Origin of the sequence: Ruminococcus sp., from assembly GCF_016287535.1 — a bacterium.
Taxonomy (GTDB): Bacteria; Bacillota; Clostridia; order Oscillospirales; family Ruminococcaceae; genus Ruminococcus.
Window position 1 is genome coordinate 17,539 of sequence record NZ_JAEFAJ010000034.1, and the last position, 19,166, is coordinate 36,704.

A 19,166-nucleotide genomic window follows, 5' to 3' on the forward strand; every position below is an offset into this window, starting at 1 on the left:
TTTTACTCCTGTTTGATATAGTTTTTGATAAATCGGCTGAATTCGTTGTGAAAATCTTTCAGTTTCTTTTGCGCGATAGGTATTTCTAATCCGTTGGTAGTATATAGAGTGAATCCTGTTAGTTTATCGATGTGTTCCATATTTACTATGAAGCTTTTGTGGGGGGAAGTAAAGCTTTCTGAGTCGATGAGCGACATTATTTCGGAAAGGCTGCCCTTTATGCAGTATGTTTCCGATTTGGTGTATACTGTTATCCTTCTGTTTCCGGTATACTCAAATACATATATATTATTCAGGTTGAGCAGAAGAGGACCGTCCATGCCCTTCAGCTGTATCACTGACTCCGGCTTTGCAGTATCGGCGAGATACTTCATAAGCTCCTGAAGCACATGGGTGATGCGTTCTTTTTTGAACGGCTTCACCACGAAGTCGAAGGGGTGTACGGAATAGCTTTGCAGTGCAAGCTCCGAGTGATTCGTTACATATACGATCCTCGAACGTCTTGCGGTGGGACGTATGAGTTTTGCGGTTTTAATTCCATCGATACCGCTCATTTCGATATCGAGGAATATCAGATCATAGCAGAGTTCGCTCTCCACCAGTCTTTCACCGCTGCTGAAGCTGTGTATCTCAAATTCAACTGAGTTGGAGGCGCCGAAATCGGTGATTGCTTCTTTGATCGAAGCTATGACCGATTTGTCGTCATCGCAGATTGCGATTTTTATCATGTGACCGCTCCTTTTTTATTGGTGAGCCTGCCTGCTGCGAGCATGATACCGGTAATAAGTATCGCGCAGGAAGCTGACAGTGCAAGTTTATGCAGTCCGAGTAGTGCAAGTGATGCTGATATGAATAGTACAATAAAAGCTGTGATAAGAGACCGCTTTCTGAAAACGACACGTTCCACGGAGTCGAAGGGCTTCGTTTGCGTGTCAACGGGGGCAAGCGCTATAATAAGCGCCAGACCTGTGCAGAGGAATGCGGCTATACAGAATACATCCCCTCTGCAGTGTATTAGTTTTACCGCGGCTATTACTGCTGTGAGTATGATTAAAGACGAGAAAAAGCAGGCGATACGCGATCTTGAATGATAGCCTCCGCAGTTGCTGCGAAGAACCGAATATACAGCCATGAAAACCAGTACCTCCGGTACGCTGTTCATAGCTATGGCCATAGCTATCATTGCTGAGGTGATAATTGTCTTCATTATGATAAGCTCAAGTCCGTAACGGACGATCTCAGCGTTTTCATCGGTTGCGAATCCGCGCTGCAGGAGCTTGCTCATAATTGCATCAAGCAGTTTATTCATAGTTTGGCTCCTTCATTGGCTTTTTATAATGTTTCCCTGTCTGATAACCTTTATTATATATCAAAACTATGCCAAAAGTCAATACATATTGCCTAAAGTGTTATCTGCCGCGTTGAAATGTTATATCCCAGCTATATAATGTATTCAGGAAATCAATGATATCAGGGCAAAAACATGGGACAGGCAGTATATTCCACAGACAATAATAAATAAAGCCGGTATTGATAAGTAATGTACAATACCGGTTTTTCTTTTCTGTACAAAACATGGGATCTGAAAAAATAATTTTTCAGTATTCAACTGTTTTGCATTGAATCTTATTTGATTACGCCCCTGTTATGAAATGCGTTTTAATATCCGCCTGAAAGTTATACTTCCGTGTTTATGGGTGACCTCGTATATAAGCGGCAAAGCCGCTCCGACTTTAAGTATCCCTGCCAAGCAGCTGGCTTTGCAGGAGCACAGCGTCAGCTATACCTGTCTCTCTGTCGGAGTTCATATCAGAGTTTGAGAGTAAAAGTCCTGTAAGCTTTATTGCATTTTATGCGAGGCTCATACCATTTCGCCTTTTTCGATGCGTTCCGCAAGGTCGTTGAGGTATACCCAGCGCTCCATTTTTTCGGAGAGCTGCTGTTCAAGGAGCTCCTTTCTGTCAGAGAGCTCCTGTAGTTTTACATAATCCGATGAATTCGCGGCGATCTCCTTTTCGGCAGATGCGATATCCTGTTCGAGAGCGGCGATATCATCGTCTATGGTGTCATATTCACGCTGCTCCTTGAATGAAAATCTTAGTTTTGTCTTGCCTGTATATGTGCGTTCCTTTTTCTCAGTCTTCTTTTTCGGCTTGTCTGCGGGAGCGCTCTCTGTCAGGGCTTTTTCAGCGTAGTCGGTATAGTTGCCGTTGTACCGCGTACACTGACCGTCCCTGAACTCGAATATTTCTTCTGCCATCTTGTCAAGGAAGTACCTGTCGTGGGAGACTGCTATCACGGCACCGCTGAAGTTTTCGAGATAGTCCTCAAGTATCGTAAGGGTGGCGATGTCAAGATCATTCGTAGGCTCGTCGAGCAGGAGTATATTTGGAGCAGTCATGAGTATCTTCAGGAGATAAAGCCTTTTCCTTTCGCCGCCGGAGAGCTTTTCTATGCGGTTCCACTGCAGTTCGGGAGTGAACAGGAAACGCTCCAGCATCTGGGCAGCCGTTACCGTGCCGTCAGGAGTCTGCACTCTGTCGGCGGTCTCACGGATATACTCTATAACGCGGAGCGACGGATCCATTGTCTCGCATTCCTGTGAGAAATAGCCGATATTTACCGTGTCTCCGAAAACTATCCTGCCGCTGTCCGGCTGTACTTGTCCCATCAGCATTTTCAGGAAGGTGCTTTTTCCCGCGCCGTTGTGACCGACTATACCTATCCTTGCGTCACGTGATATTATGTAGGAAAAATCGGTGATAAGCGGTCTGCCGTCTATGGATTTGCTGATATTTTCTATTTCTACCGTCTTTTTGCCGAGACGCGACGAAACTGACTGAAGCTTCAGCTTTTCGGTCTCTGCGGGGATATCACGGTTTTTTAGAGCTTCAAAGCGCTCTATCCTGTCCTTTGATTTTGTACCTCTTGCACGTGCTCCCCTGCTTATCCATTCAAGCTCGCGGCGGTACAGAGACTTGTTTTTGCGCTCGGCAGCTGCCTCGTCGGCTTCGCGCTGAGCTTTTCGGAGCAGGTATTCGCTGTAGTTGCCGTCGCTCACATAGACCCTGCCCTTGTCAACTTCCGCGATCTTTCCGCATATCTTATTAAGGAAGTATCTGTCGTGGGTCACCATGACTATTGCGCCGCGGTAGCGCAGCAGCAGGTCTTCGAGGAGCTGGGCTGTTTCGTTGTCGATGTGGTTGGTGGGCTCGTCGAGGAGAAGCACATCGCTGGGCTGTATCAGCGCGGCGGCAATGCCTGCCCGTCTTTTTTCTCCGCCGGAGAGCGTACTGATATCACGGTCACAGTCCGGAAGTCCGAGCTTGTCAAGAATGGAACGTGCTTCGTACTCCTTTGACTGCATAAGGTCTTTTGGAAGATGCGCGAGCACCTGTCCGAGAACACTTCCGTGATCGTCGAATTCGGGTATCTGCGGAAGGTAGGATATCCTTATCCCGTTTGTGCGTATGACCTCGCCGCTGTCCGGCTCGTCAGCTCCTGCGAGTATACGGAGCAGGGTGGACTTGCCTGTGCCGTTTATGCCGATGATACCTACCTTGTCGCCTTCGTTCAGGAAGAACGAAACATCGTCAAGGACCTTTCTTTCCATGTAGATCTTTGAGATATTCTGAGCTGTTAAAAGAATCACTTTAACTCTCCTTAATTTTTAGTCTTTGATGTGTATATATTAAAAGTATTATATCACAATAGGTCTATAAAATCAATATATACCATTTTGTACAGCCAAATCCCGGAACTGGTGAGAATAAGTGAAAATCACTATATCAGACAGCTATTTTAATATTAAATCTTGTAAAATTAGTAGGTTTTTATACATTTTGTTGGAAAAGTATTGCAAAATGTGTTGACACGTTAATTCAATTAAAGTATAATACAATACAGAAATATATTTACGGGGATAATTAAAAGTTTCAAAGCGCAAATCTTCTTTTATCACAATATGCGCTTCCCGGACACAGTTCGGGTCCAGGACCGCCGCACGGTCTGAAGTAAGGAGGAATACAGAATGAGAAAAATGATCGCTGCAATGCTGTCGCTGGTAATGCTGGGCAGCCTGGCAGCCTGTGGAACAAAGAAAGGTACAGAGAAAAAAGATGGTTCGGGGAAAAAGACGGTCGGTATCGCAATGCCCTCAGCTAAGCTCGAAAGATGGAATTCCGACGGAGATTATCTGAGATCACTGTTTGAAAAGGACGGCTATGAGGTAAAGCTCATATATTCTGATAATGATTCCACACGTCAGAATAACGATATCCTCGGTATGCTCAATGAAGGAGTTGACCTTCTTCTTATTGCCGCCGTTGACAGCAGTACCCTTACCAAGTCACTTGAAGAGGCTAAAGCAAAGGAAATACCTGTTGTTGCCTATGACCGCCTTATCATGAATACCAATGCCGTTACCTACTATATCTCTTTTGATAACAGCGAGGTAGGAAGAATGCAGGGCGAATTCGTCCGCGACGCCCTCGACCTTGAAAACGCTAAAGGGCCTTTTAATATTGAATTCATTTCAGGCGATTCTGCCGATAACAATGCCCGTTTCTTCTTTGACGGCGCTTATGAAGCACTGAAAAAGTACATAAATTCAGGAAAACTGGTGTCGCCTTCCGGAAAGACTACATTCGAGAAGACTGCGACAAAGGACTGGAGCACGGAAAACGCCAAGACTGAAATGACCAGACGTCTGTCTGCTTACTTTTCAGGCGCCAAGCTCGACGCTGTTCTCTGCGCCAACGATTCGACTGCCCTTGGTGTCGAGGAAGCAATAGAGGAAAGCTATAAACTCAAAAACGTCCCTGTCATAACAGGTCAGGACGGCGATAACGAGAACCTGAAAAAACTCGTTGACGGTAAGCAGTCCATGACTGTTTTCAAGAACGTCCGCGACGAAGCGAGTGTTGCGTTTGAGGTGAGCAAGAGGCTGCTGAATGACGAGGTGCCTACAGGAAAGCTTGTGGAATCGCTTGCGGTTGATGTCAAATACGACAGCGAATCCTACAATAACGGAGTAAAATATGTTCAGTCATATCTGCTCGTTCCTACAGTCATAACAAAGGACAATCTGCAGATAATGGTAAATACGGGCCTTTACCAGTGGGACGCAGAAAATAAGTATATCGAAAGCGTTAATAAACAATAAGAAGCAATATAACGAAAAAAGACTTCTCAGCAGAGGTCACGTATATATTCAGCCCCGGAGCAGGTGCGATAATTATATAGAATTTTTTATATGAGATATTAAGAAAGCCCCCTTTTGAAAAAGGGGGCTTTCTCATATGTGTTATACATAATCGTAGCCGGAGATCTTCCATTTGCCGTCTTCAAGCTTTAGGTGGATAAGCATTCCGCCCATTGCTTCTTCCTTGAAGGATACACTGACTGTAGCTGTTGTATCTGTTGATTCTGTTATTATTGCGTCATCTCTGAACTCGAAGCCGCCGTATCTTGAAATGCGGCTGTAGAGCTTTCCGTTCTCATTATTCTCAATGTAAACAGGGAATCCTGCCGTGGTACCGTTTTCTGCGCATACTTTTATCAGGGCGTCTCTTAATCCGCCGGTCGTGAGGTCAGAGATATAGTTTTTAATATCATCGATGCTTGAAAAACGTGCGTCTGAAACTCTTGCATAGAAGATATTGCCGGGATTGGTCATTCCGCAGTAATTATATATTGTGTCATTGTCGAGATGATCGCTCTCGTCTATCTCAACAGTTCCGTTCTCAACATTCAGCACATCGTTCACCATATTCGGAGCTTCCTTTGCGGCGTTCAAGAGCTCGCTGTCTGAAATGCCTACATTGCTTGTTGTGGGCTGTTCGTCATCGGGGTATCCGAAATCGCTTACCTTCCAGCTGCCGTCTTCGTAAACAGCGGTGATCTTTACCTTTTCTTTTCCTCCGGGGACTTCATTGTCTGTGATTATCTCATATGACTTGTCGCTCGTTTTTATAAGTTCGGGATCGCCTGTGAAGCTGAAGCGGCTTCCTCTTGCGTTGTCGCGCATATAGAGTTTTCCGTCAACTTCCTTGAACATAGGAAGATCGTTTATCTCATCCTCGTAGATATAGCTGTAGGACTTGCTGAGTACTGGCTCGGTGACAGTGCTCTTGACCATTTCCTTTAAATTATTAAGATCCAGTATCCCGCCTGATACGAACTTGTTGTATATAACTGTATAACTGCCGTCGGGTGCCTGGAATTCCAAACTGTCGTCTTTGTCGACCGATGTGTAAGTGCCTCCTGCCATTAAATCATCTACAAGCTCAAGACTTGTTAAGAGCTGTAAAGCCTCTGTTTTTTCAAACTTGGAAGCATCCTTATCCGCTGTTTCGGTTTCTATTCTGTAGCTTTCAAGTTTCCACAGACCATTTTCGAGAACGACATGAAAAACTTCTGTTTCTTTGGATATAAGACGTTCGTTAACAACAACTATATCAAAACTGTTGGTGCTATCGTCATAGTTCTCTATTGTGTAATCATTGTATTCAGGTAAGGAGCCGCTGCCCTTTCTGAAATAGAGCTTGCCGTCGATCTCCTTGAAGCGCGGTTCCTGTCCGAGATAGCGTGTCAGTAAAGCTGTATAGTCGTTAAGGATGTTTCCTGTCATTATAGTTTCAAGGTATCCGTTCAGTTCATCTACAGAACTGAATATATCCGCGACTCTGTAATAGGTCACTGTTGAGCCGTCGTAGTCCTCAACGCTCTGGGTGTCGTTTTCGTCAAGCTTCATATTTTCGGGAATACCGTATGACAACCCCATAACAAAACTGTATTGCGCCAGAAGACTATCAGCTGCCTTGATGCAAGTTTCCTCTATGGACCGGGTCGATGCGACCGTTGCGGAAGGTGAACTTGCAAGCGGATCGTTGATATTTATGTTGGCTTTGTTTCTGCTCAGTGTATGGATCGTACCGCCGATACCGCCTATAAGGAGCATACAGGCTGCAACTGTGGCTATCCTGTGCCATTTTGGTCTGTGGTAGCGCTCAACGCCGCTTACCTCGTATTCCTTGTTGTTGAAGTTTATATTACTTTCTCTGTTCATTTTGTCCAGCTTTTTCTTACTCATAGCCAGCATCCTCTCTTTTTCTTCTTTTGTGAGCACAGGGACTTCCGAAAGGAGCTCCAGTGTTTTGTCGTCTGCATTTTCAAGCATATCAAATTCACGATTTGTTTTCATGTCCGCATCTCCTTATAGTGTGATACCGGCAGAAGCCAGTGTGATCTTTAGCTTTTCAAGGGCTCTTGCTGCTCTCATTCTTACAGTTGAGGCCTTCATTGAAAGCTGCTCAGCTATTTCTGAAGATGATCGGTCGTAATAGTATTTCTGTAGGATAATTGTAGAATCGGGTTCGCCGAGCTCGGTTATCTTGCTTAAAAGAATACTGCGTGTTTCCGCCGCGTCGGAATCTGCTTCGATATCGGTCTGAGCGCCGATGGTTTCGAGTTCCTCTTCTGCTGCGTCTGAAAAGTAGCTGCTTTTCGCGGTAAGGCTGTTGAAAGCGTTTATAGCGCGGCGCTTTGCCACAGTACCTATATAGGCTTTCATGTCGCCGTTATAGTCGCTTGCGGTATCATATCCGAAAAATATATTTGCGAATATGTCGCTGACACATTCCTCAATATCTTCTCTTGAAGCTATGCTGCGAAGTTTGTTGTAGACTATGGTATATACATAGCTGCAATAGTTCTCAAACAGGGCGTCATAAGCCTTGTCGCACGACTTTTTGTACAGTGCGCAGTATTCCTTGCCCGTCATGTTTTATCCTCCCGGTATTATGAAAGTGTTCCATGGATGTGTGCTTTCATTAACAACATTCATGTGCCGAAGCCAAAGTGTCACAAAAAATCTGAAAAAATTTTTTCAGAGAGCTGTTATGAGCTGCATATTATAATTTATCATTAAAATGCGGAGCTGTCAAGTTGTGCTGATATATCGCTTTGTCTGACAGTATCTGAATAGATACGCCTTTTTCTTCATATACTATACCGAAAGGGTGATGAAATATGAAGATAAAATGGACTGACCTTATTTTATGGGTAGTCGGAACAGAGCTTGTGGGAGCTTTTTCTGCGCTGTTTGCGGGAGGAAGCTTTTCCGCCTTCTATCAGTCTCTCGAACAGCCTCCGCTTGCGCCGCCCGGCTGGCTTTTCCCGGTGGTATGGAGCATATTGTACGCGCTTATGGGCGTTTCGGCGTATCTGATATCCGGCAGCAATAAAGCCGGGCGAAAAACAGCTCTGCTTCTGTACGGGCTCCAGCTTTTTGCAAATTTCCTGTGGACGCCTGTGTTTTTCGGGCTGAAGTCTTTAAGCGGCGCGGCGGCTGTTGTGATAGTTATGCTCATACTCATAACCGCAATGATGATATCGTTTTACCGTATCGATAAAAAAGCCGCTTACCTGAATATTCCTTACCTGCTGTGGACGGTGTTTGCCGCCTACCTCACAATAGGAGTGCTGGTGTTACAGTAACTGTATCAAAAAGCTTCTTGTTAAGTGTGATACTTATTTAGAAGCTTTTATAACTATTATTGAGGTAGATACTTTGGAAGAAGATTTTTCTCATACTTCTTTCATGACCGTTATTTCATTTTTTCTATAATGAAGCCCACAAGTAAATTTGCCCCTTTGTTTTTGCTGCAAAGGGGCTTTATTATAGAAAAAATCAGCTAAAAGTCTTTGGAAAGGGGTTCGGGGAAGAACCTTTCCTCAGAAAGGTTTTCCCCGAGTAATAACTATAAATTTCTATATAAGTGCCGCATTTAACGGGAGCTTTTTTTGCTGCCGGTATCGGCTCCTCCTTTCCGCTAAAATAATTAATTCAGCCATAAAAACTGTATTTCTTTGTAAATAATGTGTAAAAAACTGTCAATTCTGTTGACGTTTGTCTGTGAACATGATACAATTATGGTAGGATATTCTCGGAAAGGTAGTAGTGCGCCATGGATAAAAAGATGATTATTGAAGAGTTAAAACATAAAAATGAGATACAGCCTGAGGAATTTGACGGAACATACCGCTCTGTGCGTGAAGCGGTGGAATGCTATGCAAAGCTCAGAAAGACCACGATAATCAATTACAAGGACCTTGACCTGCTGTATTATCTGTCCCTCGGTATATGGAAAAACGATAAAAGCGAACGGAAGCTCCATATTCAGAACAGTCATTTGCTTCACATAGACAAGCTTATGCTCGATTCAAACCTCGACAAGATATGGAGCAGGAGTTCGAGAATGCTTTTCAATCATGTCATTGAAAAGCGTGAACTTGACTTCCTTACAACTCAGTTTTCGTTCAGGGAGTCGCTTATCGCCGAGAAGGACGAAGCTATCCAGTTCTTTTTCAAGATGTGCATCAATCTCGCAGGACTTGAAAATGACAACAAGCTTCTGGATACGGCTCAGAAAATGATACATTCACAGCTGAAGGATTCGGGAATGCCCGTATTTGCCATGTCAAGGATACTTCACTGCCTCAAACCATTTACCTTCCCTATACTTTGCGAAAGCGTCACCGATAATATCGTTTACAGGTCTCTGGATATCGAACTGAAGAAACCCGACGATGTTACGTATTACATAAGCAACTGCCGCAAGATACTGGATTTCCGCAATACCAACTTCAAATTCAGAAACACGAAAGTCTTTGACATTATGTCATGGAAGCTGTTCAATGCTCAGTTCGATCCGGTCCAGCAGGGTAAGTCTGAGCCGGAGATAAAGCCTGAAAAGAAGCCGGAACCGGTAAAGGAACCGGAGCCTGTGCTCACAAAACCGGAGCCCGCTCCCCAAAAATCAGATGTTCCGCGCAAAAAGTCCGATGCTCCGCTGAATCAGATACTCTATGGACCTCCCGGAACCGGTAAGACCTATAACGTGGTGAGGTATGCCGTTGAGCTGATCGAAGGCGAGAAAATATCCGCAGGCGAGCCCTATGCTTCCGTAAGGGAGAGATACACTAAATACGCTTCCTGCGGTCAGATAAAGTTCACGACATTCCATCAGTCGCTGAGCTATGAGGAATTTGTTGAGGGTATCCGTCCAGTCGTAGTTGACAGATTCGGCAACGACACAAATATCGCCCACGCTGATACCACGGTCATTTACCGTCCGTACAACGGCGTTTTCAAGGCGCTTTGCGAGAAGGCTTCAAAGAGCCCGCATATGAGCTATGTTATAATCATAGACGAGATCAACCGCGGAAACATCTCAAGGATATTCGGTGAACTCATCACTCTTATCGAGGAATCGAAACGCGGTACTTCAGTTATACTTCCGTATTCGCAGACCGAGTTTGCTGTTCCTCCCAACCTTTATATCCTCGGTACAATGAATACCGCTGACCGTTCCATCGCAATGCTCGATACCGCTCTCAGAAGAAGATTTGATTTCATTGAGATGATGCCTCAGCCGTCACTGCTCGGAGACTGCGACGGCGTTGATCTCTGCGAGCTGCTTACCGCGCTTAATGAGCGTATCGAATATTACTATGACCGCGAACACGCTATCGGTCACGCGTATTTCATGAATAACAACGGTTGTATCAAAAGCATAGCCGAGCTGAGAGAGGTTTTTTCCACGAAGATAATCCCGCTTTTGCAGGAATACTTCTTTGACGACTATGAAAGGATCAGGCTTGTGCTGAATGACGACAATTCCTTCATAGAGTGCATTGCTCCTAAGTATATCAAGCAGTTCGATTCGGGACAGAAGCTGTACCGTCTCGGCAATCCGAAAAACTGGAACAAGGAGCATTTCATAAACATATACAGTGATACTTCCTGATGAACGGAGAATACAATGTATACAAGACAATTTTGCGTATCCGCAAATGAAAAGATAGCGGATATTTCAGGCGATAACGGCGAGCTTTCAAAAATGCTCGGCGAGTTCGCCGAGGTCTGCGCCGCTGAGGGCAGGGAAGCCGTCACTGTCAGTCAGGGGAAGGGCGCTAAATACTTCATGGCAGGAGATTACTGCGGATTCGCAAGTCTCACTGACGGGACTCTCGTTGAGATACTGCCCCGAAGCAAAGGCGGCACCGCGGAAGCGAGAAAGGAACTCTGCACCGAGTTCTGCAGGCGGTGCGGTTATACCTTCAGTCCGTCAGGCTTTGATCCCGACAGGAACTTCATGGAGTATTTCATATCCGTTTTCGCAGGCGAGACTATTAAGATAATCAAAAGCGGCGTCCTCTCCACCTATACGAGCCGTGAGGAGAATCTGAAATCAGTTCAGGGAACTATAATGTTCTCCGAGAATATACGCCGCAATCTTGTCCACAGAGAGCGTATATATGTGCGGCACGATGTTTTTACTTCAGACCGTGCGGAAAACCGTATCATAAAAGCCGCCGCCGCGCTGCTCATAAGGATAACCGACGATCCGCACAGCTCCCATCTTCTGAATGAAGCGCTGTCATACCTTGACGAAGTCCGTATCCCATACAATATGGCGGTGGAATTCAGCAAGTGCATAAACGCGCGAAATACAAAAAAATACAGCACTATCCTCAATATATGCAGAATGCTCTTTGACAGAAATGAGGGTACCGCTTTTTCCGGAAAGTATATCTCATGCGCCCAGTTTTACAGAATGCAGTAGCAGCCGTGTCTTTTCACGGCTGCTTTTTTCTGCCGATTTTGCGCAATATATGGCTTGATTATCACACAGGCTTTTGGTATAATGTGCTTGATGGAAACGTGAAACCTTGTCTTTGGATCTTTAAGGAGGGATCAGCATGAGACTTAAAAGGGCATTATCTGCTGCCATGGCACTTTTCATGGCATTTACCTGTGTACCGTCGGTTTCTGCCGCTGAAGCGGGAGAGGCTGCGGAAGAGGACAAATACGCAAAGATAGAATACACTGACGGTGAAAATACGATAACGAGGGAGGCTGACGGGTATTTTTATGAAATGATGACCATTAAGCACCCCTCTGCGATAATTACCCATACTCCGTCCGTTACTCCGGGTAAGGACGGTACGTTTTCGGCTGATCTTTCTTTCAATGAAGAGGTCATTGCGCTGGCAGGAAAACGGTATGACGACGATACGGATATCCTCGGCAGCAATTACTGCATAAGCTATAAATATGAAAGAGATGAAAGCGACAACGGTATACAGGGCGTCTTTAAAAACAATATACAGGTCTGCGCAAGGGCAGTGCTGCATGATCCGGATACGGTCATAAGCTTCTGGGAAATGTCCGAAAGCGCTTATGCCGGTGCCTATTTTTCATATTATGCAGGCACTCTGGAACTGGACGGCGAAAAATATATCGTTGAGAGGGAAAGACAGAACTCCATGACCTTTTTCGATATATTCCATATCTGCAGCGATGAGACTGTGGAGAGCGAAACAAAAGAGTGTACTTACCATATCACCGACCTTGTCAGAGCTGCAAAGGACTTCGGTATCACTCCCGGCAAGCTGTATGAGATATCAGTCAAAGCAGATAATATCAGGAGCACAGGCTGGGTGAATGTGCTGGAGAATAATATTTTCGAGGACAGCGTTTCCCTGCTTGACAAGGACGACTCGCTGAAAATATATGCAAATGTTAATTCAGATCATCTGACCAGTGTAGAGATAGATTATTACGATTTCTATGCACAGTCGTACTACATCGGCTGCGGAAGCTGCATGACAGCTTATAACAACGGTCTCTTTACACTGGATTCGGTCACGCCGCAGGAAGAGCTTGAGGATTCTGCCTTCGATTTCGGTTCAAATTTCAGTGTCGGAAGAACTGCCATAGGTAATATGAAGGTCAGAAAAGGCACGAATATAAAATACAGCATAAATAACGGACTGGACGGTAAATACGGTATCGTCTTCGACGTTGATATCCCTGAACTCGCAAAGCGAAACGAGAGATACTGTTATCTTGATGTTGTGGAAAAGCTTTCCGGCATGGACGCAGAGGAGTTCATAAAGAGCTATGAGATCGCATACAACCATAAGCAGACCGAACTGTTATCGTCTGAGTTCATAAAGTCGTATACTTCGCAGGGACATGAGTATGATCTGTATAAATGCAGCTTCAGGTACTGGAAATTCGGTCCGTACTACGACCAGATACGGTATTTTGCTATAAGAAAGGACGACGGCGGAGAGGACGTCTTTGAAGGCAGCGTGGCTCTGTACGACCATTACAGTCAGATAGATGAGCTGTCTGATATCGGACGCGACCTTGATAATGTGGCGCTTAACCTGCATATCTGCGAAGCTGAGGGCAGATTCGACGTTAAACGCTTCGAGCTGGACTATGATGACAGAAATGCTGCTGATATAATAAAGGGCGATTTCAATAATGACAAGCGCATAGACTCAATGGACGTTATAAGCGCGAGAGCTGCCCTTATCCGGAAAATGGACGGCGCTGACACAGAGGGATGCGAGTATTCGGACATAAACGGCAATGACTCCTTCGACATAGGCGACATACTTCTTCTCCAGTCGTTCGTGATCGGCAGGATAAAGGAGTTCCCTCAGCCCTGAACAGAATTAAAACTTGCATAATACGCGGAAAAGCAGTCTCTACGACTGCTTTTTCCTTTATGTTCCCGGATAGCATTATCAAAGAGTTTGTGCATACTAACTCATGATACACAACCTTAGGCAGCTTATAATATCCAAACTGACGAAATGAAAAAAAGCGCTTGACAAATGCGTTAAATTGTGATAACATATGAATAGACATTCATATGTTCATATGAACTCATTGCTGAAATGAGTGTCTGACATCATTGATACAGGGGGAAAACACCATGAGTGAAAAAGAAAGAACTTTTCTTTCGGTAAGCGGACTGAAAAAGAGCTTCGGCAGCGGAGATACCAGGCAGGAAGTCCTGAAGGGACTTGACTTTACCGTGGGCAAGGGCGAGTTCTGCGTACTCCTCGGACCTTCGGGTTCGGGCAAGTCAACACTGCTCAATATACTCGGCGGCATAGACAGCGCAGACGAGGGCGAGATATCCATAAACGGCGACAAGCTGGCGGAAATGAATGAAAAAAGCCTTACACGTTACAGGCGCAAGCACCTTGGCTATGTGTTCCAGATGTATAACCTTATCCCCAATCTCAACGTAAAAGAAAATATAGAAACAGGCGCCTATCTGTCAGATAAGCCCCTCGATATCGACGAATTGCTGAAAATACTCGGTCTTTACGAGCACCGCCACAAGCTTCCGAACCAGCTCTCCGGCGGTCAGCAGCAGAGAGTATCCATTGGACGCGCTATCGTAAAAAATCCGGATATACTCCTCTGCGACGAGCCGACAGGTGCTCTTGACTATAAGACCTCAAAGGAGATACTTCAGCTCATCGAGGAGGTAAATCAGAAATACGGAAATACCATAATCATGGTCACTCACAACGAAGCCATAAAGCAGATGGCTGACCACATCATAAAGCTCCGCGACGGCAGGATAAGGCACGATGATCTCAACAGCAAAAAGCTCACTGCCGCAGAGATAGAGTGGTAAGGAGGCACGGTATGGAGAAGAAAATGATCTCTTCCGGAAAGCGTCCTAAGGATCCTCTGCGCAGGCGCGTATGGAAGGATATTTTACGGGACTGGAAACGCTATCTGATGATATGTCTTATGCTTGTAGCAACTATCGGATTCGTTTCGGGTATGTACGTTGCGAACAACAGTATGCTGAACACCCTCAGTAAAAATACTGAGGCTATGAAACGTGAGGACGGTCATTTCACACTTTCCGGAAAGGCTGACGCGGCGACCATAAAGGCTATCGAAACCGGTGAGCTTGCAGATGTGCCTGCCGTGTACCGTGAACGCGCTTACAGGGAAGCGGCTGACGAGGTGGAAAAAGCCGTCAGTGAAGCCCTGGAAGAAAAGGTTTCGGAGCAGGTCAGGGAAGCTGTAAAAACTCAGGTCTCTGCTGCCGTTGACGAGCAGATAACCGCCGCAAGGGCTATGGGTGCGGAGATCACAGATACAGAGCGTGAGAGCATGATAAGCTCCGCTTATGACGCAGCGATCGCTGAAAGCTATGACAAGGCTTATGCGGATGCTCTTAAAGCTGCAAGGGAGTCCGAGGACTATGAAAAAGCCTTGTCTGACGCAATGGACGAGGCAAAAAAGGAGATCGACAAGGAGATAGACGAAAAGTACGACGAGCTTGCCGAGCGCTACAGACTGAACGAGGAGTCGGCTCAGGTGCCTGTTACGGTGCATGAACTTTTCTTCAAGGACACGGAGGAGCTTCTGCCGTCAAAAAGCGGTTATTCCGGAACTATCCGCGTTTATACGGAGCGCAGGGATGTTGATCTTTACGATCTGCTCAAGGGACGGGCTCCGGAAAACGAAAACGAGATAATCATTGACCGTATGCACGCCGACAACGCCGGTATAAAAGTCGGAGATACCCTGTCAGTGGGAAATACTGACTTTGAAGTCACAGGACTTGCAGCGTTTGTGGATTACAGCGCATTGTACGAAAGCAATACGGACACAATGTTCGATGCCCTGACCTTTGATATCGGAATGGCTACTGATGAAGGCTTTGAGCGTATCCGCGCGAATACAGCCGCCAATTACGCATTTACCTATAACAGAAAGCCTGCTGACAAGTACGAGGAAAAGGAAATGTCCGAGAGTTTTCTGAAGGCTCTCATCACACAGACTGCCGTGTCAGATGACGGAGATACGGAGATAAAGGATTATGTTCCTGCCTATGCGAATCAGGCTCTTACATTTGCGGAGAACGATATAGGCAAGGACAAGGCTATGGGCGGAGTTCTTTTGTATATCCTTATCGCTGTGCTCGCGTTTATCTTTGCTGTCAATATAAGCACAACTCTGGAGCAGGAGGCGTCGGTCATAGGAACTCTCAGAGCGTCAGGCTATACCCGTGGTGAGCTCCTGCGCTATTATATGGGCGCTCCGCTTCTGATCGTCATTATCGCTGCCGTTATCGGAAATATCCTCGGATACACAGTGTTCAGGAATACGGTTGCAGATATGTACTACAGCACCTACAGCCTGCCGGGCTTTGAGACTGTATGGACTCCCGAAGCGTTTATAAAAACGACTGTAGTTCCTGTCGTGCTGATGATGGTGATAAATGCTGTTGTCATCACAAAAACCCTGAAGCTCTCACCTCTCAGTTTTTTAAGGCATGACCTGAAAAAGAAGAAGAGGAAAAAGGCAGTAAGGCTGCCGAAATGGAAGTTCTTCCGGCGTTTCAGAATGAGAGTGTTTTTGCAGAATATCCCGAACTACATCATGCTTTTTGTGGGTATAACCTTTGTTATGCTGCTTATCTCAATGGCTGTGGGAATGCCGGAGACGCTGTCGTACTATCAGAACTCAATGAGCGATATGATGTTCGCAGAGGATCAGATAATTCTCAGCAGCACTGAGGACGATGACGGTAATACCGTGACTACAGATACGGACGGAGCTGAACGCTTCTCCATAGCTTCACTGGAGAGAAAGTCCGACGCCTATAACGAGGAGGTAGCTGTTTACGGTATTGAGAATGACAGCAGATATGTAAAGCTTGATAGCTGTGAGGAAGGCTGTGTATATATCTCTCAGGCTTACGCCGACAAGTACGGTGTTCACGCAGGCGATACAATTACGCTTTCCGAGAAGTACGAGCACAGGGACTATAAATGGAAGGTGCATGATATATATGACTATTCCGCAGGCGTTGCAGTCTTTATGAGCAACGAACGGTTCAATAAGGTCTTTGAGAAGGATACGGACGATTTCAGCGGATATATGTCAGATAATATGATAACCGACATTGACAGGGAATATATCGCCAAGGAGATAACCTCTCAGGATATGATAAAGGTGGCGGATCAGCTCGATCACTCTATGGGGGCGTATATGCGGTACTTCCAGTACGTGTGCTTTATAGTAGCTGCGATAATACTTTATCTGCTGACAAAGGTAATAATCGAGAAAAACGAACGCTCTATCTCAATGACGAAGATACTGGGCTATGACAGCAGAGAGATAGCTTCACTGTACCTTTTGCCGACAGCCATAGTGGTTTTCTTATCTGAATTTCTTGCAATATATATAGGCTACAAGCTCATGGAATTCTTCTGGAAGCTGATAATGATGAAGATGAGCGGCTGGTTTGCGTTCATACTTCCCTTCTCCGGATTTGTAAAGGAATTTCTGCTTGTGTTTGCGGCTTATCTTGTAATTACAGTGCTTGACTTTATCCGTATCCGCAGGATACCAAAGGTACTTGCGCTTAAAAATATGGAGTAGGACTTTCCCGCTGAAGGCAGTAACCGCAGCTGCCGGCGGCGCAGACCCGAAATATATCAATAAATGATAACGATGCACAGGCTGAAAAGCCTGTGCATTCCTATATACGGTTATAGTTTCAGTCTATAACTCAGGATAAATAAATACGATTAAGAAAAGTATTGCATTTTCTTGCGGCAGAGTATATAATATACTTAACAGATAGGAATTATAGTTTACTATCAGAAGGAGGAAAATATCATGTCAAAAATTTATAAGGGCGCTACAGGCCTTATCGGTAATACTCCCCTTGTGGAGTTCACAAACATTGAAAAGTCGCAGGGCATAAATGCCACTGTGCTTGCAAAGCTCGAATACTTCAATCCCGCAGGAAGCGTCAAGGACAGGATCGCGCTTGCAATGATCGAGGATGCGGAGAAAAAGGGGCTCCTTAAAGAAGATTCAACTATCATTGAGCCCACATCAGGAAATACAGGTATCGGTCTTGCGTCTATCGCAGCTGCAAAGGGCTATAAGATCATCCTTACAATGCCTGAGACCATGAGCGTTGAGAGAAGAAATATCCTCAAGGCTTACGGAGCAGAGATAGTTCTCACAGAAGGCTCAAAGGGCATGAAGGGAGCTATCGCAAAGGCTGAGGAGCTCGCAAAGGAAACTCCGAACAGCTTTGTTCCCGAACAGTTCGAGAACCCTGCAAACCCTGAGATACACAGACTTACAACAGGTCCGGAGGTATGGAACGATACTGACGGAAAGGTGGATATATTCATTGCAGGCGTAGGTACAGGCGGTACAGTAACAGGTACAGGCGAATACCTTAAATCACAGAACCCCAATGTAAAAGTTGTAGCAGTTGAGCCACAGGATTCTCCCGTTCTTTCAAAGGGTACGGCAGGTCCTCACAAGATACAGGGAATCGGTGCGGGATTTGTTCCTAAGACTCTCAATACCGATGTATATGACGAGGTGATCGCAGTAGCTAATGAGGACGCGTTTGAGACCTCAAAGCTCATTGCAAAGCAGGAGGGCGTACTTGTTGGTATTTCTGCCGGCGCTGCTTACTATGCGGCCTTAGAGCTCGCAAAGAGACCCGAAAACAAGGGCAAGACTATCGTCGCTCTGCTTCCCGACAGCGGTGACAGATATTACTCCACTCCACTTTTCAGCGACTGATAATAGCGAACAGCTCAGACTTCAAGTGTCTGAGCTGTTTTTGGGGTTTCCGAAAACCCCCAGTTTTACTGGGGGTTCAAAAAGCTTTAGTTATGAGTAGAAAAAGAAAACCTCCAATGTTATAATAGTTATGGTCTGCCAACCAAACTAAAATAACAAAGGAGGTATTCGAGTGACGATTATTATTCTATCTAATAGCAAAAAAATACTTCCTCAATAAAAGGGAGTATTTTTACTGTATTCTATTTCTTCAGAAATTCTTCTATTGACTTAATATCTTCTTTTGTAGTCGAAATAATTCCTGTTATTACCTTCAGCTTTTGAAATCAAAAGTTGTTTTATTTCATCAAGCAGCTGCTGTAATTCTTTTCTTCTTCGTATTATACCGTCAGTTCGATCTTCAAAAGGAGACCAATGTACCCAGTCTTCAAAATAGAGTTTTATGTCCTGATACAACATATAGGCTATGAAGCAGATAAAACAGACACAGGAGGAAATATGGCAATTACTAAAATCCATAGAATTACGACTACTCTGATCCATGCCCTCAACTATATTGAGAATAAAAGTAAGACAGATGATAATCTGCTTGTAACGGGTTATGGATGTTCCCCCGAAATTGCTGCTATAGAATTTGAACAGGTCCGCAGAAATGCAATGAAGCTCGGCGGCACTCTTGCATTTCACCTTATCCAATCATTTGCTC

Annotated in this window: 13 protein-coding genes and 1 pseudogene; 9 read left to right on the top strand and 5 right to left on the bottom strand. The window is 45.2% G+C overall.

What is annotated here, in order from left to right; all coding sequences use genetic code 11:
• Nucleotides 1-2: 2 nt before the first annotated feature.
• The 3 genes from QZZ36_RS11315 to QZZ36_RS11325 all read right to left on the bottom strand — a co-directional run bounded on the left by QZZ36_RS11315 (nucleotide 3) and on the right by QZZ36_RS11325 (nucleotide 3,652).
• Nucleotides 3-728 (bottom strand): LytTR family DNA-binding domain-containing protein, encoded by a 726-nt coding sequence (locus QZZ36_RS11315; RefSeq protein ID WP_295081526.1) that lies wholly within the window; start codon nucleotides 726-728, stop codon nucleotides 3-5.
• Nucleotides 725-1,309: an accessory gene regulator B family protein gene (locus QZZ36_RS11320; RefSeq protein WP_295081529.1), complete on the bottom strand. Its 585-nt coding sequence runs from the start codon at nucleotides 1,307-1,309 to the stop codon at nucleotides 725-727. Before QZZ36_RS11320 ends, QZZ36_RS11315 begins: the two co-directional genes overlap by 4 nt.
• Nucleotides 1,310-1,861: 552 nt before the next feature.
• On the bottom strand, nucleotides 1,862-3,652 hold the full coding sequence (locus QZZ36_RS11325) for an ABC-F family ATP-binding cassette domain-containing protein (protein WP_295081531.1): 1,791 nt from the start codon (nucleotides 3,650-3,652) through the stop codon (nucleotides 1,862-1,864).
• A gap of 378 nt (nucleotides 3,653-4,030) precedes the next feature.
• Here QZZ36_RS11325 and QZZ36_RS11330 point away from each other — a divergent pair, with 378 nt between their 5' ends.
• The gene (locus QZZ36_RS11330) at nucleotides 4,031-5,164 is read left to right on the top strand and encodes a sugar-binding protein (RefSeq protein ID WP_295081533.1); all 1,134 of its coding nucleotides are present in this window, start codon (nucleotides 4,031-4,033) and stop codon (nucleotides 5,162-5,164) included.
• A 141-nt stretch (nucleotides 5,165-5,305) separates the two neighbouring features.
• Here the strand turns inward: QZZ36_RS11330 and QZZ36_RS11335 are convergent, their stop codons facing one another.
• Together QZZ36_RS11335 and QZZ36_RS11340 are read right to left on the bottom strand one after the other, a co-directional pair.
• Nucleotides 5,306-7,204, bottom strand: coding sequence for a hypothetical protein (locus QZZ36_RS11335; RefSeq protein ID WP_295081535.1), 1,899 nt, complete (start codon nucleotides 7,202-7,204; stop codon nucleotides 5,306-5,308).
• Between the two features lie 12 nt (nucleotides 7,205-7,216).
• A complete protein-coding gene (locus QZZ36_RS11340) occupies nucleotides 7,217-7,783 on the bottom strand; it encodes a sigma-70 family RNA polymerase sigma factor (RefSeq protein WP_295081537.1) in 567 nt (188 codons plus the stop codon).
• 248 nt (nucleotides 7,784-8,031) lie between these two features.
• Here QZZ36_RS11340 and QZZ36_RS11345 point away from each other — a divergent pair, with 248 nt between their 5' ends.
• The 8 genes and pseudogenes from QZZ36_RS11345 to QZZ36_RS11380 all read left to right on the top strand — a co-directional run.
• Complete coding sequence (locus tag QZZ36_RS11345) at nucleotides 8,032-8,499, top strand: TspO/MBR family protein (RefSeq protein ID WP_295081539.1); 468 nt, start codon at nucleotides 8,032-8,034, stop codon at nucleotides 8,497-8,499.
• 470 nt (nucleotides 8,500-8,969) lie between these two features.
• Nucleotides 8,970-10,811 (top strand): AAA family ATPase, encoded by a 1,842-nt coding sequence (locus tag QZZ36_RS11350; protein WP_295081541.1) that lies wholly within the window; start codon nucleotides 8,970-8,972, stop codon nucleotides 10,809-10,811.
• 15 nt (nucleotides 10,812-10,826) lie between these two features.
• On the top strand, nucleotides 10,827-11,630 hold the full coding sequence (locus QZZ36_RS11355) for a hypothetical protein (RefSeq protein WP_295081542.1): 804 nt from the start codon (nucleotides 10,827-10,829) through the stop codon (nucleotides 11,628-11,630).
• Between the two features lie 136 nt (nucleotides 11,631-11,766).
• Complete coding sequence (locus tag QZZ36_RS11360; RefSeq protein WP_295081544.1) at nucleotides 11,767-13,530, top strand: hypothetical protein; 1,764 nt, start codon at nucleotides 11,767-11,769, stop codon at nucleotides 13,528-13,530.
• A gap of 269 nt (nucleotides 13,531-13,799) precedes the next feature.
• Nucleotides 13,800-14,516 (top strand): ABC transporter ATP-binding protein, encoded by a 717-nt coding sequence (locus QZZ36_RS11365; protein WP_295081546.1) that lies wholly within the window; start codon nucleotides 13,800-13,802, stop codon nucleotides 14,514-14,516.
• 11 nt (nucleotides 14,517-14,527) lie between these two features.
• Nucleotides 14,528-17,287, top strand: a complete 2,760-nt coding sequence (locus tag QZZ36_RS11370) for an FtsX-like permease family protein (protein ID WP_295081548.1) — start codon at nucleotides 14,528-14,530, stop codon at nucleotides 17,285-17,287.
• A 240-nt stretch (nucleotides 17,288-17,527) separates the two neighbouring features.
• Nucleotides 17,528-18,460 carry a cysteine synthase A gene (cysK, locus tag QZZ36_RS11375; RefSeq protein WP_295081550.1) on the top strand — a complete coding sequence of 311 codons (933 nt, stop codon included), beginning with the start codon at nucleotides 17,528-17,530 and terminating at the stop codon, nucleotides 18,458-18,460.
• Nucleotides 18,461-18,958: 498 nt separating this feature from the next.
• Nucleotides 18,959-19,166 (top strand): annotated as a pseudogene (locus QZZ36_RS11380) (endonuclease); the annotation flags it as partial.

What these genes read in the sequence shown, in the direction of transcription:
- QZZ36_RS11340 (WP_295081537.1), bottom strand. Translation starts at nt 7,783, where the DNA reads ATGACGGGCAAGGAATACTGCGCACTGTACAAAAAGTCGTGCGACAAG.
- QZZ36_RS11355 (WP_295081542.1), top strand. Translation starts at nt 10,827, where the DNA reads ATGTATACAAGACAATTTTGCGTATCCGCAAATGAAAAGATAGCGGAT.
- QZZ36_RS11365 (WP_295081546.1), top strand. Translation starts at nt 13,800, where the DNA reads ATGAGTGAAAAAGAAAGAACTTTTCTTTCGGTAAGCGGACTGAAAAAG.
- QZZ36_RS11345 (WP_295081539.1), top strand. Translation starts at nt 8,032, where the DNA reads ATGAAGATAAAATGGACTGACCTTATTTTATGGGTAGTCGGAACAGAG.
- QZZ36_RS11350 (WP_295081541.1), top strand. Translation starts at nt 8,970, where the DNA reads ATGGATAAAAAGATGATTATTGAAGAGTTAAAACATAAAAATGAGATA.
- cysK (WP_295081550.1), top strand. Translation starts at nt 17,528, where the DNA reads ATGTCAAAAATTTATAAGGGCGCTACAGGCCTTATCGGTAATACTCCC.
- QZZ36_RS11335 (WP_295081535.1), bottom strand. Translation starts at nt 7,204, where the DNA reads ATGAAAACAAATCGTGAATTTGATATGCTTGAAAATGCAGACGACAAA.
- QZZ36_RS11330 (WP_295081533.1), top strand. Translation starts at nt 4,031, where the DNA reads ATGAGAAAAATGATCGCTGCAATGCTGTCGCTGGTAATGCTGGGCAGC.
- QZZ36_RS11360 (WP_295081544.1), top strand. Translation starts at nt 11,767, where the DNA reads ATGAGACTTAAAAGGGCATTATCTGCTGCCATGGCACTTTTCATGGCA.
- QZZ36_RS11370 (WP_295081548.1), top strand. Translation starts at nt 14,528, where the DNA reads ATGGAGAAGAAAATGATCTCTTCCGGAAAGCGTCCTAAGGATCCTCTG.
- QZZ36_RS11320 (WP_295081529.1), bottom strand. Translation starts at nt 1,309, where the DNA reads ATGAATAAACTGCTTGATGCAATTATGAGCAAGCTCCTGCAGCGCGGA.
- QZZ36_RS11315 (WP_295081526.1), bottom strand. Translation starts at nt 728, where the DNA reads ATGATAAAAATCGCAATCTGCGATGACGACAAATCGGTCATAGCTTCG.